Annotated in this window: 14 protein-coding genes; 4 read left to right on the forward strand and 10 right to left on the reverse strand. The window is 46.6% G+C overall.

Going from position 1 to position 16,965, the window contains the following annotated elements; translation table 11 throughout:
* Window position 1: 1 nt before the first annotated feature.
* Together JJU34_RS10695 and uvrC are read left to right on the forward strand one after the other, a co-directional pair.
* On the forward strand, window positions 2–2,314 hold the full coding sequence (locus JJU34_RS10695; RefSeq protein WP_228692350.1) for a transglycosylase domain-containing protein: 2,313 nt from the start codon (window positions 2–4) through the stop codon (window positions 2,312–2,314).
* A gap of 58 nt (window positions 2,315–2,372) precedes the next feature.
* On the forward strand, window positions 2,373–4,181 hold the full coding sequence (gene uvrC, locus JJU34_RS10700; RefSeq protein WP_228692381.1) for an excinuclease ABC subunit UvrC: 1,809 nt from the start codon (window positions 2,373–2,375) through the stop codon (window positions 4,179–4,181).
* Between the two features lie 109 nt (window positions 4,182–4,290).
* Here uvrC and gldN read toward each other — a convergent pair whose 3' ends face one another.
* From gldN to JJU34_RS10745, 9 genes are all read right to left on the reverse strand, one after another.
* Complete coding sequence (gene gldN / locus JJU34_RS10705) at window positions 4,291–5,106, reverse strand: gliding motility protein GldN (RefSeq protein WP_228692351.1); 816 nt, start codon at window positions 5,104–5,106, stop codon at window positions 4,291–4,293.
* A 46-nt stretch (window positions 5,107–5,152) separates the two neighbouring features.
* Window positions 5,153–6,754: a gliding motility protein GldM gene (gldM, locus tag JJU34_RS10710; RefSeq protein WP_228692352.1), complete on the reverse strand. Its 1,602-nt coding sequence runs from the start codon at window positions 6,752–6,754 to the stop codon at window positions 5,153–5,155.
* 56 nt (window positions 6,755–6,810) lie between these two features.
* The gene (gene gldL, locus JJU34_RS10715; RefSeq protein WP_301005360.1) at window positions 6,811–7,569 is read right to left on the reverse strand and encodes a gliding motility protein GldL; all 759 of its coding nucleotides are present in this window, start codon (window positions 7,567–7,569) and stop codon (window positions 6,811–6,813) included.
* A 105-nt stretch (window positions 7,570–7,674) separates the two neighbouring features.
* Window positions 7,675–8,769 (reverse strand): gliding motility lipoprotein GldK, encoded by a 1,095-nt coding sequence (gldK, locus tag JJU34_RS10720; RefSeq protein ID WP_228692354.1) that lies wholly within the window; start codon window positions 8,767–8,769, stop codon window positions 7,675–7,677.
* Between the two features lie 116 nt (window positions 8,770–8,885).
* Window positions 8,886–9,863 (reverse strand): type IX secretion system membrane protein PorP/SprF, encoded by a 978-nt coding sequence (locus tag JJU34_RS10725; protein ID WP_228692355.1) that lies wholly within the window; start codon window positions 9,861–9,863, stop codon window positions 8,886–8,888.
* Window positions 9,864–9,940: 77 nt separating this feature from the next.
* The gene (locus JJU34_RS10730; protein ID WP_228692356.1) at window positions 9,941–10,714 is read right to left on the reverse strand and encodes a uroporphyrinogen-III synthase; all 774 of its coding nucleotides are present in this window, start codon (window positions 10,712–10,714) and stop codon (window positions 9,941–9,943) included.
* 27 nt (window positions 10,715–10,741) lie between these two features.
* Complete coding sequence (locus JJU34_RS10735; protein WP_228692357.1) at window positions 10,742–11,863, reverse strand: DUF4271 domain-containing protein; 1,122 nt, start codon at window positions 11,861–11,863, stop codon at window positions 10,742–10,744.
* Window positions 11,864–13,597, reverse strand: coding sequence for a BamA/TamA family outer membrane protein (locus tag JJU34_RS10740; protein ID WP_228692358.1), 1,734 nt, complete (start codon window positions 13,595–13,597; stop codon window positions 11,864–11,866).
* Window positions 13,591–14,463, reverse strand: coding sequence for an SMP-30/gluconolactonase/LRE family protein (locus JJU34_RS10745; protein ID WP_228692382.1), 873 nt, complete (start codon window positions 14,461–14,463; stop codon window positions 13,591–13,593). The genes JJU34_RS10740 and JJU34_RS10745 overlap by 7 nt, the downstream gene beginning before the upstream one ends.
* Window positions 14,464–14,715: 252 nt before the next feature.
* Between JJU34_RS10745 and hemW the strand changes: the two genes are divergently transcribed.
* A complete protein-coding gene (gene hemW, locus JJU34_RS10750) occupies window positions 14,716–15,840 on the forward strand; it encodes a radical SAM family heme chaperone HemW (RefSeq protein WP_228692359.1) in 1,125 nt (374 codons plus the stop codon).
* Between the two features lie 70 nt (window positions 15,841–15,910).
* Window positions 15,911–16,225, forward strand: a complete 315-nt coding sequence (locus JJU34_RS10755; protein WP_228692360.1) for a DUF721 domain-containing protein — start codon at window positions 15,911–15,913, stop codon at window positions 16,223–16,225.
* A 7-nt stretch (window positions 16,226–16,232) separates the two neighbouring features.
* Here the strand turns inward: JJU34_RS10755 and JJU34_RS10760 are convergent, their stop codons facing one another.
* Entirely contained in the window at window positions 16,233–16,946 is a 714-nt protein-coding gene (locus JJU34_RS10760; RefSeq protein ID WP_228692361.1) for a DUF4197 domain-containing protein, read from the reverse strand.
* Window positions 16,947–16,965 lie beyond the last annotated feature (19 nt).

Consider the following 16,965-nt stretch of genomic DNA (forward strand, 5'->3'; position numbering starts at 1 on the left):
AATGACAAAGCAAAAGCGTACTACCACCGGATTTAACGTCCAAAAAACCATCAAGTACCTTTGGTTGGTTTTTGCGGCAAGCATCATCGGATTTGTGTTATTTGTCTTAGCGGTGAGCTCCAATTTTTTGGGGCTATTCGGAAGTATGCCGGATTTTAAATCGCTAGAAAATCCGGAGAGCGAACTTGCTTCAGAGCTTTTTTCAGCTGACGGGGTTCTTTTGGGGAAATACTTCCGCGAAAACAGAAGCCCGGTAACCTACAACGAACTAAGCCGAAACCTGATCAACGCCTTGATTGCCACAGAAGATGTACGTTTCGACAAGCATTCCGGTATTGATTCCCGCGGCATGGTTCGGGTTTTATTTAAAAGTTTGATTTTGCGCCAAAAGGGCGCGGGAGGTGGAAGTACCCTAAGTCAACAAACCGCCAAAAACCTGTTTAAGACCCGAACCAAAGACATGCAGGGTTTACTCAGTCGTGTTCCCGGTCTTAATATGCTGATTATTAAAACCAAGGAATGGTTAGTGGCCACCCAACTCGAAAAATCCTATACCAAGGACGAAATACTTACGATGTATTTGAACACATCGGATTTTGGTAGCAATGCCTACGGAATAAAAACGGCATCCAAAACCTTCTTCAACAAGGAACCGAATGACCTTGCCGTACAGGAGGCAGCCACCTTGGTCGGGTTGTTCAAGGCACCTTCCTACTATAGTCCGGTGTTTAACCCAGAAAACAGCCTTCGCAGACGAAATACCGTCTTGGCCCAAATGGAAAAATACGGGTATCTCTCCCGTACAGAGTTTGACTCGCTGTCTAAGCTTCCGATTGAATTGGAGTACCGAGTAGAAAATCACAACGAAGGGATGGCTACCTACTTCCGAGAAGTCGTCAAGGCAGACCTCCTGAGATGGGCGAGGGAAAACCTAAAACCGGACGGATCTTCTTACGACCTTTTTGGAGACGGACTTAGGATATTTACCACTGTAGACAGCAGACTGCAGCGATACGCCGAAGAGGCGGTAGCTACGCATATGGCAGATTTGCAGAAGAAATTCGAAGCTGAAGTAGGCAATCGAGAACCTTGGATCGACAATCGCGGCAGGCCAATTCCAAATTTTATCGAAAATGCCGTGAAAAGGACCGAATCGTACCGGCTACTCAAAATCCGATACGGTGACAACGAAGATTCCATTCAGGTCAAGCTGAATGAAAAGAAGAAGATGCGGGTTTTCTCTTGGTCAAGAGGGGAAATAGATACCCTGATGAGCACCATGGATTCCATGCGTCATTACAAGAAATACCTGCAAACAGGTTTTGTCACCATGGATCCCCATACCGGACACATCAAATCTTGGGTGGGTGGCATCAACCACAAGCACTTTAAGTACGACCACGTAAAGCAAGGAAAACGACAGCCCGGTTCTACCTTTAAGCCCTTTGTGTATGCAGCCGCGATCGAAAATGGATATGGACCTTGCTACTCCGTCATTGACCAGCCGGTGGAGGTAAGTACGCCTGGCCAGCCCATCTGGAGACCAAGCAATGCGGATGGTAAATTCACCTATGAACGCATGACCATCCGCAAGGCCATGGCCCAATCGGTAAACTCTGTCACCGCGTACATGATGAAGAAGCTTAGCCCCCGTGTAGTAGTGGAGACGGCCCGCCGAGTGGGTATCACAAGTGATTTGGACGAGGTACCGGCCTTGGCCCTGGGTACCAGTGACGTATCCATTCTGGAAATGGTCGGTGCATTTGGGACTTTTGCGAACAAGGGAGAACACATCACACCGATTTATATCGACCGTATTGAGGATAAAAACGGGAATGTATTGCATCAGTTTATCCCCAAAAAACGCCCCGCAATGAGTGAGGAGCACGCGTACCTAATGCTATATATGCTTCGTGGAGGAACCGAGGAAGAGGGGGGCACCAGTCAGGGTGTGCCTTGGACATTGCGGGACCAAGGAAACGAAATCGGCGGAAAAACGGGAACTACACAGAACGCTTCCGACGGATGGTACATGGCTGTGACCAAAGACCTGGTAAGCGGCGTGTGGGTAGGAGGCGACGACCGAGCCATCCACTTTAGAAGCTGGATAAGCGGTCAGGGATCCCGAACGGCCCGGCCAATTTGGACGAATTTCATGGCCAAGGTCTATGAAGATACGTCCTTGGGGATCACCAAAGGACCGTTCCCAAAACCGGAAAGACCGCTTAGCATGGAGATTGATTGTTCTATGTACGACCTGAACAGACCAGACTTTGACGACTTTCAGTTTGATAGTCAAACCACGGATTTTTAACCACCAATGTCTTGGCCAGATGGGCTTAGGCATCAGGGGTTGAATAAAATCATCCATGATGGACTCACCTGCATACCGTCCCGAGGAATACCAACAATTGCCCGATCAGCCGGGCGTATACCGCTACTATAATGCTGCCGGTGAACTGATCTACGTGGGGAAGGCCAAGAGCTTAAAAAAGCGCGTGGCCAGTTATTTCGGTAACAGTGTAGGTATCAACCGCAAAACCCGCAGAATGGTACGGGAAATCGAGCGGATAGAGTTTACGCTCGTCAACTCGGAGTTTGATGCACTCTTACTAGAGAACAATCTCATTAAGAAATCCCAGCCCAAATACAACATCCTCCTAAAGGACGATAAGACTTACCCCTACCTGCTGCTTACGAAAGAGAATTTCCCCCGCATCTATCCTACCCGAAAGGTGATTCCCTCTAAAGGCACTTATTACGGTCCCTTTGCCAGTGTAAAAGGAATGAATAACGTGTTGGAGCTGATTCGATCGCTGTTTACGATCCGAACCTGCAAGCTGGACCTCTCACCCTACAAGGTGGCCGAAGAGAAATACAAGGTTTGTCTCGAGTACCATATTGGAAACTGCCTAGGCCCCTGCGAACGCTTTCAATCGGAGGAGGAGTACCAAAAGGATATCGAACAAGCTAAATACATTCTAAAAGGCAATCTGGGCGTAGCCAAGAGCTACTTTAAGGAAAAGATGCAGGAAGCGGCCCAAAGTTTGGCCTTTGAAATAGCGCAACGCTACAAGGAAAAACTGGAATTGCTGGAAAAGTACCAAGCCAAATCGTTGGTGCTCAGTCAGAGCATCGGAAGCTTGGATATTTTCAGCATCGTGCTAGACGAGAAGGTAGCCTTTGTGAACTACCTCAAAATTAAGGAAGGCGCACTGATCCTGTCCAAGACCGTGGAGCTGCGGAAACGACTCGACGAAGAACCGGCGGAACTGCTACTGACAGCCATAGTGAGGCTTCGGGATCAGTTTCAGAGTGAGGCCAAAGAAATCTTGGTAAATATCCCGGTGGAAGAGGTATATGGAGATTTTCAGGTGACCGTACCCAAAATTGGCGATAAACGAAAACTAATAGAATTGTCCCTGAAAAATGCCCTTTATTACAAGAAGGAAAAAGCATTGCTTTCCGGCGAAGTCAAAGACAAGAAAAACCGCGTTTTACGTCAGTTACAGAGTGACCTTTCGCTTTCGGACTTGCCAGACCACATCGAATGCTTTGACAATTCGAATATTCAGGGTACACATCCAGTCGCCAGCATGGTTTGCTTCCTGAATGGAAAGCCTGCCAACAAGGAATACCGCCACTATCACATCAAGACGGTAGAAGGTCCGAATGATTTTGCAAGCATGGAAGAAGTAGTCGGACGCAGGTACCAACGCCTTCAGCAGGAAGGTAAACCACTTCCGAAGTTGATCGTAATTGACGGGGGCAAGGGACAGCTTTCTTCGGCCGTCACCGCACTGAAAGCTCAAGGAATCTACGGCAAGATTCCCATTATTGGCATCGCCAAACGGTTGGAGGAAATCTATTTTCCCGAAGATTCCTACCCGATCTATATCGACAAAAAATCCGAATCCCTGCGTCTCTTGCAGCGTATACGCGACGAAGCACACCGTTTTGCAATTACTTTTCACCGAAACGTGCGAAGCAAACATGCGTTTGGTACACAGCTGACGGAGATTGAAGGGATAGGCAAGCTAACCGCTGAAAAGCTACTGAAACATTTTAAATCGATTAAAAAAATAAAGGAAGCCACGCTTGAGGACATGCAGGCTGTCATCGGCAAAGACAAAGCCGAGAAGGTCATGCATCAAATTAACCAATGGATAGCGCCCGAATAGCCCTTCGCTTCACCGGTTGATAGCTCTTGGTACGTGTTCGGGCTAAAAAAAATCCGGCTGACTTTCGAAAGGTCAACCGGATAGTTATTTTTTAACTGATTGAGTGAGATTACCACTCCCACAGATCGTTTTCCCAATCCAGCAACTTGTATTCAAATTCCAAGGACTTAAGGTATGCCTGCATTCGCGCATTTGGATCGCTATTATCTACCATGTCCGCAATAAGGGCATTGTCCGGATTGGTGTATTTTCGAACGACGGACCTAAAAAGACGTAGGTCAAATGCCTGGCTGTATGGGATATTCTTCGAAGGATTCTGATAGTTGATCCACTTAGCCTCTGGATGGTCTTTGAAATGTTCGTAGAAATCCTTGTATCTGAAATACCCGATAGTGCGCTCGCCGGCATTGCTATTGGTTTCAGAAGGCATGGTAAGAATAATATACTTTACGTCAAACTTCGTCTCAGACCTATTTTTATCAAAAATAAAGTCCTCCTTAAAATCAACGTAATAGAGATCTCTCACGAAAATGCTATCACCGATCTCATTGATCCAAAAATTGGACTGGAAGTCGGAGATGGAAAGTTGAGTGGTAAAATCCTCGTCCGCATAAGGGGTCAACTCATTGTCCTCCACGGCTTTTAGGACGTTTCGCATAAAGCCTCCCAGCTTCAATCCGCCGGTTCCATAAAAAGGAAGGTTAAACTTCTCTCTCAGGTCGATCCGTCTCCAGATAGAGATCTGATACATTTTATCGTCCTCGCGAATAGGTAACACCGAGAAGGTCGTGTCCATCTTCATGCCCGAGTCGCCCCAGATAGAAGGATTTTGGGAGGTTGGCACTTGCGCCTTGGCCTCTAAGCCCACCAATAGCAACAGGAGGCTAAACCCAATTATCGAAATTTTTCCCTTCAGTTCGTTCATGATGCTGTACTTTACTGTTCTACGTCAGATAACGAAGCTATCCGTCTTATCGTATGTTAATGGTATATACTTCGTTGAGCTGACTTCTAATTTTATTACCTTGGAAGTTAGTCCTAGTAACTTCATTAACGATCACGATTAACTTGTCTCCTGCTTGGGCCTCTGCCAGCAAGCTGGTGGTGGATACATTTTCGCCAGAAATCCGGACACTGGAACGGGGCACGTCGTTTCGAACCAAACGTACTTCCCCGGCGGAAACCTCAAAGTTGGCATCTCTCGCCATTGTCTGAGCGAAGGTCGGTTCGGGAATCGCCCGGACTTTCAACTGTCTAGGACCTGGAAAAGGAAAGGTATTTTGAAGATCAATCGCATTGTCACCGTTAAATAAGCGGATCGTCGGTGATGGCACAGGGCGGATATCGTATTCCAAAGACCCAATCCGATTTCCGCTGCTTGATACGGTGATATTTACCTTACCACTAGATCCAGGAATGATCGTCACGTCCGCCGGTCGGGACCCTTTTATGGCTTGCCCGCCACTGACGGAAAACTCGGGGGCGTATGCGTTGCCTAATGCAGGAACGTCAATGTTCAGCTCGTTGGCACACTCCGCATACAACTGCCTAACCACCACAGAAGATACTTGAATTACTGGCTGAGCAACAAAATACTGGTAGTCTACGGTCAATACGCTATCTACACCGCCAATAGGTACCACAATCTCTCCGCGCAAGGTTCTAGACGCCAAACCTCGATCGTCGTAACTGCTTGCAGGTGCTACCGGGAATTCAATTTTGCCGAAACCGTCCTGTACGGGAATTTCTCTTCCATCTGCCGACATTCTCAACTGTACGCCTGAGGAAGAGGAAGCCACGAACATGTCTGCTTCAAATCGTGTCCCTGCGGCCACAATATTGGAGTTTGCCGCTACTCGCGCCATTAACTTATCTGCTTCGAAGATAAACGATCCCAATGAGTTGGTTATCCTCGTAAGCGCTTCACTTTCGATGTTCAGCACTTCGTTTTGGTGCTGACTGATGATAGCGATAACAGCACCAACGGGCGACTTCACGAAGTTTAGGTTTACATAGTCTTTGTAATTGACATCTACATCGTTTTTGAACAGATCGATATCTTTTGCGTCGTTTGCGATTTTATCAAACGACATGTCAATTCCTATACTTGCCAAAATGCTGCTAACCTCCTCTGGAAAATCGTTTAGTCGATCTTGCATTTCATAACCTACTCGGTTATTATTAAAGATGTTGCCTGGCACATCCGTATTTTTCAAGGCAGCCGTCTTAAAGTTACCTTCTTCTGTCTTTGCATTAGACTGTTCGATCAGATTGTTTTTGATCTCTTCCAGGTACGCTACGGTCTCTCTGCTGAGTGTTCGAATCTGCTGCGCGGCATCTACTTTCGGCAGGTCCTTTTCATTATTTCCCTGTTGCTCTACCGTAGTACGAATAATGTTTATCGCAAAATCATTCTTCTGATTAAAATTATTGGTGGTCCTTTCCAGTCCATCGTTCAGAAGAATAAATTTCTGCAAAATCTGATTGCTCACTTGTAAGGCCAAAAGAGCGGTTAGGACGAGGTACATCATACCTATCATCCGCTGTCTTGGTGTCTCTTTTCCACCTGCCATAATATTCTATTGTTTGTATACTTAAAACCAAATGTAACTGACGTGCTGCGTTGGGATTAACCCTTCATAGCTGAAAGCATCCCTCCGTAGATTTTGTTCAGTGAGTTTACATTCGTATTAAGTTTGGCCAATTCGGTTTTGAAGGTTTGAGTTTCTTTACCCGCTTCATTCAGGCCTTCCATCGCGGCAGTGATATTCGAATAGAACTTATTGATTACCTTCACATGGTTTTGTGAATCCTGTAGCTCCATTTCATAAATGTTATTCAGCGCGCTTAGGTTTTTGGTTACATTGACAATCTGATCTCTGTATTGTTTGGCATCTTGACTAGCGGAAGACATTTCGGCAAGCGCAGAAGCTGTTTTTTCGTAGGAGTCGTTGATCGAGATAAGCGTTTGGCTGGCTTTTCGGACGTTTTGTGCATAGTCATTTGTTGCAACAGATGCATCTGCCAAGTTGCTCATCTTCTCTGTAGAGCTAGCCAGATTTTGGATGCCTTTGCCGAGACTTTCGATCAAATCGGGTCCTATTTTGGCATTCTCCAGCATTTGATCCAGTTTTTGGCTTGTGTTGTCGGTTGTTTTCACCACTTTTTTCACAGGTGTGGCCCCGATATTCGCTTCATCTGCAAGTTCAGGATACACACGAGTCCAGTCTAATTCATCCGATTTAGGCTCGAAAGCCGATAAAAAAAAGATAATGGCTTCTGTGGTAAGGCCCACCCCGATCATCAGGGAGGCAAAAGGCCAGTCTAATATCTTAAACATGGCTCCCAAGATCACAATAGAAGCACCTATGCCATAAATTTTAGGCATTATTACACCGTAAAATTTATACGAGAATGAGTTTTTGTTTGCTACTGACATAATTGAGTAAAAAAGGGCGATTGTTTGGTTGTTTAACTTAAATAGTTTTATGAGTTATCTTCTGCTTCTTCGATTCGTTTTCACACTCATGGATCCGGATCTCCCGATGTAAGTCATGGCTGTTCTAAATCCTATATGTGCCGTCTTGACGTCCTGGTACTCGTAGCTTCTCGCACTGGTTTCCAAGAAATGGGCCACATCCTTCCAAGAACCTCCTCTGACCACTTTACGCGGCTCGTTGGCATCAAAAAATGTAGGATTCATATCCCATACCATGGCACTAGCTGCAGGATTATAGGCATCTTCCACCCACTCGGACACGTTGCCAGCCATATTATAGAGACCAAATCCGTTCGGCGCAAACGCATCTACCGGAGCTGTATACGCAAAACCATCGTCTATGTAATTTCCTCGCCCTGGCTTGAAATTAGCCATCAGGCATCCTCTGCGGTTCTTAAGGTAAGGCCCGCCCCAAGGATATTTGGCAATATCTTTTCCGCCTTTCGCTGCGTATTCCCATTCTGCTTCGAAGGGTAATCTGAAGCGTGGCATATCAAATTCAGAACGGTCATTCGCATTCATATGGTATGACTTCCATTCGCAAAACTTCTTGGCCTGATCCCAGCTGACTCCTACTACTGGATAATCGTCAAACGCAGGGTGGTCAAAATAATATTGCATCAAGGGATCTCCGTAGTGGTGCGTAAAGCTATTCGTCCAAACCGTGGTATCGGGAATGAGCTCTTCGATATTGAATTGCGGAGGATCTGCCTGGGTAGTCGGTGTTCCGAGGGCCAAGTCTCCCATTCTTACCGCTTCCAAAAATTGCCGGTATTTATTGTTGGAAACCTCGTACTTGTCCATAAAAAACTCAGAGATGGTCACCTGCTTGTTCATAGATGACATACTGAGGGAAATATCCTCGTCAGCCTGACCCATCCAAAACGTCCCTGCTTTTACAGGCACCATTTGGTGCGGCAGGGCTTGTTGCCATCCCGATCGTTTCGGCACCCCAGTTACTTCACCTCTCCGGTTTAACTTCTCACTGGCTGCTCCTTTGCTGCCAAAAAGCCCACAGCCCTGGAGGAGTGTCGCGACCACTAGCCCGACGGCGAGAGCAAAATAACGCGAGTCCATTTTTCTTAACATAAATGACATTAAATTAATAACATTCAATTTCAACTATTTACATCAGCAAAGAAATCGAAATTTAGTAGAAAATGTCAGAAAAACACAAGCTTATTGTGCTTTTTGGTTCCGATATTTTAAAACCTAAACCTCGGTGTCCGTTGGATAACCCGTTCCAACTCCTTCTTGGCCTGGGGAAGGTTGTAAGTCAGCATGAATTCATGCGTAGTTGGAGACTTGGCTTCAAGCCCTCCGACTACCAGATCAAATGCGTATCCCAGCCTCAGCGAATTGTCCTTCATCAAACTGTAACCCATTAGAATTGAAGCAGATTCTTCTCCTCGATAGGCTAAACCCACACTCAGCTTTTTGTTGTACGTGCCTATAACGCTAACATCGTACGAAAAATTATTCAAAGATATGGATTTTAATAATATACTTGGTTCAACACTGAAAAGGGCGAAAGTGTTTATTCTATATCCTACTAGGACATAGTGATGGTTTTCCAGGCGGTTTTCAAAGCCTTCCCCAAAGTCAAACGACGGCTCATTGAAATGACGGACGCTGGCTCCGGCATAGAAATTAGTCCGGTCATACATGAGGCCTAACGAAACACTGTTGTTAATTTGATTCTCTCTACCTCCGGAGCCCACCAATGGATCAGGGTTTACTCCCTCTAGATTCCCGTAATCGATCGTACTGGAAAAAAACCCTCCAGATGCACCTACACTCAGACGGCCTCGGCCCATGCGCAAGTGATATGCTAGCGCTACATTTACCTCTTGGTTGTTTATGGCTCCGATATTATCATTGACTACCGTCAATCCTACACCGAGATTTGCCTTATCGAAGGAACTGGATACCGTGATCAGCTGGGTAGTGGGTGCCCCGCCTCCCCCAGTGGCTGTGCTGTATGAAAGCCACTGACTGCGGTGAAGTGCGGTGATGGCGTGTCCGGATTCTTTGCCGGCGAACGCGGGGTTAAAAAATAGCCCGTTGTACATATATTGCGTAAACTGAGCGTCCTGCTGCGCTTCGGAAAGCATTGGTACCAACAGACAGACACTCAGCAATATCCACTTTACACGTGCATGCAGGTAAACATTTTGGATCATGTGCGAATCACCTTTTGATTTTGAAAACCTATTCTACACATTTTAACTCAATTTACCTTACAAAAGATTAAAAGATGTTACAATTTATTTGCCTTTTTTATGTAAAGCTCCAGTGCACCGGTCATACTGGGAGCATTTGGAAGCGGTGCCTCGATGTCTAAAATAAGGTTCTGTTCCCTCACCGCTTGGGCCGTCGTGGGACCAAAAGCCGCTATGCGCGTGTTATTTTGTTCAAAGTCAGGGAAGTTTTGGAAAAGGGACTTTATACCCGAGGGACTAAAGAACGCCAGAATGTCGTATTTGATATCCTTAAGATCCGATAGGTCTGCAGCTACGGTGTGGTAAATGATCGCCTCGGTAAAGGTGATATTGTTTTTGGTCAGGAAGTCGGGAATGTCTTCCTTTCGGATATCTGAACAAGGAAACAGGTATTTTTCTCCTTTGTGTTTCTTGAAGTAGTCGAAGAGATCTGAGGCCGTTTTGCTCCCCACAAATAACTTTCGCTTCCTGATCACAATGTATTTTTGGAGGTAATGTGCCGTTTGTTCGGAGATACAAAAATACTTCATGTCTGCCGGCATTTCAATCTTTTGTTCTTGGCAGAGACTGAAAAAATGATCGATTGCATTCCTGCTGGTAAATATGATGGCGGTGTGCTTAAGGATATCAATCTTTTGCTTTCTAAACTCCTTCAATGGAACGGGTTCTACCTGAATAAACGGACGAAAGTCAATTTTAATTTTATACTTTTCGGCCAACTGGAAGTAAGGAGACCGTTCATCGGAGGGTTTTGGCTGTGAAACTAGAATGCTTCTAACTCGTTGGAGTCTGTCTTTTACGGCCTTAGTCATCTTAATTTATCCTTTATTAATAGAGGTTTACCCAATGAGCAATCTTGAAATCACCAAAAAGGGAATTAATTCTGAGGTGCAAATGTACGAAAATAAATGATAATTCTTAAAGGACAATCTTTTACTCATCAACACCCCTAATAAGAAAAGGGCCAAAATATAAAACCAAATAAACGCCTTTAAAAAAAAGATTACAACATCCTCTATGGCCTGATATTCGTTGGCGATGCCGATAATCATCACACAGGAAATCAGCAGGATACTTAACGAAAGCACACGCAGTATATACAGAAAGTGCGGAATCTCAAATTTTGCAATACCAAAGATATAAACGTTAATCCGAAGCCAGATTATCTTTAAGATCGATGCTGCCATCAAGATCAAGGTGCCAGCGATCCAAAGGAAAAAATAGTGGTTGATATCATTGGAAAGAGATAGTCCGATCGGCGCTATTGCTAGGTAGTTTGATACGGTGATGAACACTAACATCAACAGCATATTCAACAAAAGCAGGTAATATAGAAGCGCATTGGTGAAGAATTTGGTAAACGAGCCTCCTTCCGTAAACTCCTCAGAGGAGATTAGGTACCGGGGGTTAAGAAATAAAGGGAACACCACCGGGTGAATGACACGAAAAAGGGCTCCTAATAGCATCAGAAAACACAACGCGGTAAAAAAAAACTCGGAAAACACGTCTCTGTCTCTAGCGGCATAGCTATCGGCAAAAACCTGAATGGAGGCTTGCTCGTGGACACTGTGTGTTTGGGGACCGATTTTCCGTACGGAGACTTCGTTCAGGCTAATCCCTTTTTTATACACGGTCAGCTCGGCCGAGCTACTACCTGATGACAGAACCGTATTTAGTTCCTCCAAGGGAAGCCTCAACAGCGTGTCGGCATCCGTTTGGAGCCAAAGAATATGATCGATGAACAAACTGGAGCCTTCTGGCAGCCGAACCAAGAGTGCACTCATCGGAAAGCTGGTCAGATCTACCGTCAGTTGCACGCCCTCCGAACGGAGGTAAAATTGAGTAGCTGGAAGATAAGAAATACGCCCGTCGTAATTTTCCAGCACCTGAGATAGTGCCGGAACAGAGGTCAGCATATAAATGGCAAAAAGTACCTGGACTAACGTTGCTCTTCTGTTCATTTAAAATCTTCCGGTATAGCCAAAATGGATGCGTGAGTAGTTAAAACCAAGTGGTTGGTCTGCCGACTTGCCAAGTGCATACACAAAATGGAAAAGACCACCCTTGGTCTGCATCCTAAATCCACCCCCAAAGGAATAGGGAAGGTCTCGTTCTGAAACATTCACGCGGTTCATCAGGGCTCCTGCATCCGCAAAAATCAGGAAATAGGAACTAGTATCAAAATAAAATCGCGGTTCAATAGTAAGGTAAGCATATTGGGAAGCAAAGAAATGGTTTTCATTAAATCCTCGGATAGTATGTAGACCTCCCAATCGAAAAAGGTCGTTTAAAAGTAGGTTGGGGTTTTCCATATGGCCCGCCCGAACGTGGAAGACTGTGCCCAGAGTGGGACTCCACAGGTGATAGTAACTGTAACCGGCTTCCAGATAATATTGAAGCGTACGGGTGAGATTATTTTGGTAAAGCTGCGGGGGCAGACCGGTATTCTGAAGCAAGCGTTTATTACCAATCCCAATCTCCAAGTCTGCTTTGCTGCCCCGCTTGGGGAAAAACGCGTCGTCCAGATCCACAAAGTCCAGGTCCATGCCATAGTTGGCGAAGCGAAAGTCTGCGGCCGCCGGCAGTTCCGTGCTTTCCCGTAGGTGAAAGGTCGACAGCAGATCTCCAGCCTGCCGCCTGTTGAAAACGCTGAGATACAGGCGCGGATTGACACGGTACCCCAACGCTAACCTTACATCCCGATTTAGAAAGGTGGTGTCTTCCTTAAGCAGAAAAAAGGAGGCACTCACATCAATATCCGACCCAAATATCATGGGTTCAACTGCATGCAGCCGCAAGTTTTGCGAGTACTGGCTGAGCCGTTGCCAGTTTATGCGGTAGTTCCTTCCTCTCCCGGATACGTTGTAGAGGACCACGTCAAACTGTCCAGTGACCAATAGCCTATTTCCTTCGATTTCATTTGGCAGGACGCCGATAATGCCGTCGATGCTATTAATCCTTCGGTCGTTTACCGGCAAGTACAGGGTCGCTTCTTCGTTTTGGAAACTCAGGCTTGGCTCACCACTTACCTGCAAATAAGGGATGGTGCGGAGGGACTGCAAGGAACGGTCTACTTGCCGCTGAGAAAAGGGATCACCGGGTACCACACGGAGTGTTTTGGCTAAAAAAATCGGTTTGGTCTTGCTGTTTCCAGTGATGTTCAGGGTATCAAAACGTATGAACGGCCCTGGATCGAAGTTCAGGGAAGCAGCAAACCCATGCTCGCTACGTGCAAGGCTGTCCAACCGTATGGAAGCAAAGGGATACCCCGTCCGCTGAGACTGATCCAGAACTTTTTCAAACAGACGGGCCAGAGCTTGGTAATTCAACGGCTTTCGCTCAAAAGCCAAGGGATCGTATCCGGAGCGGAGCAGCAGGCTTTCCGGCAGGTTACCGGCACGCAGTTCCACCCATTCGAAGCGTTGAAAAGTTTGTATAACTACAGATTGGCGATGAGGGGAACCGAATTGGGAAGAAACCACCCCGGCCAGTAGGTAACCCTCAGTGCGCAAACGCTGTAGGTGGTCCTGTATGTACCGGTGCTTGGCGAGGGAATCGGACAAGAAAGCTGTTTCCTGCCATTCTTTTTCCCCATGAACCTGAATGAAAAGGGTATCATTTTCTACCCCCTTGACTACCGAAATCCAGAAAAGGGCGATAACACAAGTGAGCAGCGATTTTCCATCGATTACCAAACTCCCCTAACCTTCATGTTTAGTGTGTACACCGCATCCATCGCGGTGATAAACAAGGTCTTACGATCACCTCCTCCAAAACATACGTTGGATGTCCAGCCGGCGTCGATCGGGATATGGCCAATCTGAACGCCTTTGTTGTTGAAAATGGTGACGCCGTCTCCTGTGAGGTAAACATTTCCGCGGTGGTCTATGGTCATGCCGTCTGATCCCATTTCAACAAAAAGCTTGCGGTTGGTGAGGTATCCATCCTCTTCGATATCGTAGACGTAGGTTTTTTTGGCACCAATGTCTGCCACGTATAGTTTTTTGCCGTCAGGGGTTCCCACCAGACCGTTCGGCTTCACTAGGTTCTCGTCCACACGAAAAAGCTGCACGCCGTCCTGACTTAGGTAATACAGGTGCTCTCCATCTTGCTGCATGGCAGGGTCCCTTTCCCAGTAATCCCTCTTGTAGAGCGGATCCGTGAAGTAGATCCCTCCCCGGGGGTTGATCCACAGGTCGTTGGGACCATTCAATTTCTTGCCCCTAAACCCCTCTACCAACACAGTCGGATTGCCTTCTCGGTCGATAGACCACAGCTCGTTGCCCATGTCGGCACAGGCCAGAAGCTCCCCCTTCAGGTTAAAGTACAGGCCGTTTGAGCGACCGGAATCTTCTATGAAGGTGCTGACCTCTCCGGTAGTAAAGGTCCACTTGTGTATTTTGTTGTTCGGCTGATCTGTGAAATATACATTTCCTGGCCGGTCTACTGCGGGACCTTCCGTAAATTTAAAACCGTCTGCAACTTTCTTTACTTCCTCATTCTTAGACACCAAACTACCTTTCACTTCCATTTGTGCATGGGAGGTGAGACCTATCAGCATGAAAGATATCAAAAAGGCGTAAGTTGGGTAGAGCGTTTGCTTTCTCATGGTTTTTTTGTTTTTGAAGCATCCATTGAAAAGATACCAGCTGAAGGCATCTCTCCTTTGAACAATCAATTTCCAGGGATAATTTTCCCGAAATTACTAAAATTTTTATATCGGCTTTGGTACTAGTTCGATTTATCCCCAAACTCTTTCTATTTTGGCCGCCTCAAGCCGTATTTACCTAAACGGCACCATCTCTGTTTCCTTATGTCCGGTATCTACATTCATATTCCCTTTTGCAAGCAGGCTTGCCATTATTGTGATTTTCACTTTAGTACCCAAACGGGGTACAGGGAGCGGATGTTGCAAGCCATGGGGGAGGAGCTCAAGCAGCGCCGAGAATACCTTCCTGATGGGACTAGGATTCAGACGATATACTTTGGAGGCGGAACTCCCTCGCTGCTGCCTCCAGGAGAGATCGAGACCCTACTGAATATCATCTCCAGCCATTATCCGCTAGCATTACAGGAGGTGACACTGGAAGCAAATCCCGACGACCTAAGCAAGGAAAAGTTGCTGGCATACCAGAGCATGGGGGTCGATAGACTGAGTATTGGCATTCAGAGTTTTCAGGAGCCCCTATTGCGGTATTACAACCGTGCACATACGGCTGCAGAATCTCACCGGGTATTGGATTACGCAAGGGACGCGGGCTTTCAGAAGCTTTCCATTGATCTGATGTATGGTTTTCCGGCACCTGACCATGAATACTGGCTTTCGGACCTGGAGATGGCCCTTCAAAAAGATCCGGGCCATATCAGCAGCTACAGCCTGACAGTCGAAGCGGATACTGCGCTGGGTCGCTGGACCAAGGCAGGAAAATTTTTGCCCGCAGAGGAGGAGTTTGTGGCAGAGCAATTTGAGATGTTGCAGGAGGCCATGGAGGCAAAGGGATATATTCAGTATGAGATTTCCAATTTCGGCCGAGAAGGTCAATTTGCCGTCCACAACACAAACTATTGGAAAGGGGTCCCCTATTTGGGAATAGGGCCTAGCGCCCATTCGTTTGATGGAACCAACCGAGGCCACAATATCCCCAATAATGCCCTTTACCTTAAAGGAATGGCCTCTCAGGGCCAACTATTTGAAATAGATGTGTTGAACCAGGAGGACAGGGCAAACGAATACCTACTTACCGCATTAAGGACCATCTGGGGAGTGGACTTAGGTTATTTTGAAAAAACCTACGGCTTGGACCTACGCACGGTACGGTCAGCAGAAATTCATCTGCTACAGCAGCATGGCTGGCTATCGGAATCAGGGGATTCTTTGACATTGACAAAAGCCGGGAAGCTACTGGCAGACAGCATTGCCGCAAAGCTTTTTCTGTAAGAAGTAAACGGTTTTCCATTCAAAAGGCTGCGATCTTGGTAGGAAACCGGCAAAAGCCGTATCTTTGGATATGCGATGGCAACCAAAGGATAGTATCAGAAAAAGCAACACCGCACCACTTAAGGAGGTCTTTCAGGAGCTTTTAGAGGCCTACCGGATCAAAGACCGATTTAATGAGCGGCGAGTAGTAGCGGAGTGGGCAGAACTGATGGGCAAGACGGTAGCTACCCGTACATCCAAGGTGTCGGTAAAAAACAAGATACTCTATGTCCAACTCAGTTCCGGTGCAATTAAAAAAGAACTGATGATGAACAAATCAAAAGTAATGAGCCTGATATCTGAAAAGTTCGGAGATCAGGTCATTACCGATATTGTTTTCCTATGACAGCAGCTTAGTTGACAGACCCGAACACCCGCCTCATGATGGCGGTAGTTCTTTCAGCCGGATTTTCCCTGATTTTCAGTTCTTCTTCTGCGATCAGCTTAAACAGACCGTCTATGGCCATCTCCGTCACATAGGCGTTTAAGTCAGGATTGATCTTCCGGGTGGTAGGAATGGCGTTGTAGGCATTTACCAGGTCGGTGTAGTGCCGGGTTGCGCCTACTTGGTTGAGGGATTCCTGCACCTTTGGCTGGAAAAGCTCGGTTAGCTGTGCCGAGGTCGTTCGCTGCAAAAACCGAGTGGCAGCATCCTGTTCTCCGCGAAGTATGGCAAAAGCATCTTGAATGGTAAGTTGCCGGATGGCGTTGATGAATATGGGTTTGGCCTCCCGCGCGGCGCTTTCAGCACCTCGGTTTATGGTGAGCAGTACCCGATCTACTTCAGATCCCAGCCCAAATTGCCGCATGGTGGATTCCAGGTTTCTCAGTTCTTCGGGAAGTGCAATGCGGATGAGTTCGTTTCGGAAAAAGCCGTCCTCCACGGACGCTTTATCTGCCCCCACGGAAATGCCCTTCACCAACGCATCCCGGAGTCCTTCCCCCACATCCTCGTTGGTTAACGTAGCCTGTGAAGCACCTTGAATAAACCGGTTCACGTCCGCACTCGTGCAACTCCATGCAGCGATGCCGCATGCTATAAACAGATAAGAAATGATTTTTTTCATATATCAATCGTTTTTTGTG

Origin of the sequence: Lunatimonas sp., from assembly GCF_020832325.1 — a bacterium.
Taxonomy (GTDB): domain Bacteria; phylum Bacteroidota; class Bacteroidia; order Cytophagales; family Cyclobacteriaceae; genus Lunatimonas.

Bases quoted from the DNA above. Each gene is read 5' to 3' on its own strand.
- JJU34_RS10730 (WP_228692356.1), bottom strand. From the start codon at position 10,714: ATGACTAAGGCCGTAAAAGACAGACTCCAACGAGTTAGAAGCATTCTA.
- gldN (WP_228692351.1), bottom strand. From the start codon at position 5,106: ATGAACGAACTGAAGGGAAAAATTTCGATAATTGGGTTTAGCCTCCTG.
- JJU34_RS10760 (WP_228692361.1), bottom strand. From the start codon at position 16,946: ATGAAAAAAATCATTTCTTATCTGTTTATAGCATGCGGCATCGCTGCA.
- JJU34_RS10725 (WP_228692355.1), bottom strand. From the start codon at position 9,863: ATGATCCAAAATGTTTACCTGCATGCACGTGTAAAGTGGATATTGCTG.
- JJU34_RS10755 (WP_228692360.1), top strand. From the start codon at position 15,911: ATGCGATGGCAACCAAAGGATAGTATCAGAAAAAGCAACACCGCACCA.
- JJU34_RS10695 (WP_228692350.1), top strand. From the start codon at position 2: ATGACAAAGCAAAAGCGTACTACCACCGGATTTAACGTCCAAAAAACC.
- JJU34_RS10745 (WP_228692382.1), bottom strand. From the start codon at position 14,463: ATGCTGATAGGTCTCACCTCCCATGCACAAATGGAAGTGAAAGGTAGT.
- uvrC (WP_228692381.1), top strand. From the start codon at position 2,373: ATGGACTCACCTGCATACCGTCCCGAGGAATACCAACAATTGCCCGAT.
- gldM (WP_228692352.1), bottom strand. From the start codon at position 6,754: ATGGCAGGTGGAAAAGAGACACCAAGACAGCGGATGATAGGTATGATG.
- hemW (WP_228692359.1), top strand. From the start codon at position 14,716: ATGTCCGGTATCTACATTCATATTCCCTTTTGCAAGCAGGCTTGCCAT.
- JJU34_RS10735 (WP_228692357.1), bottom strand. From the start codon at position 11,863: ATGAACAGAAGAGCAACGTTAGTCCAGGTACTTTTTGCCATTTATATG.
- gldK (WP_228692354.1), bottom strand. From the start codon at position 8,769: ATGTTAAGAAAAATGGACTCGCGTTATTTTGCTCTCGCCGTCGGGCTA.
- gldL (WP_301005360.1), bottom strand. From the start codon at position 7,569: ATGCCTAAAATTTATGGCATAGGTGCTTCTATTGTGATCTTGGGAGCC.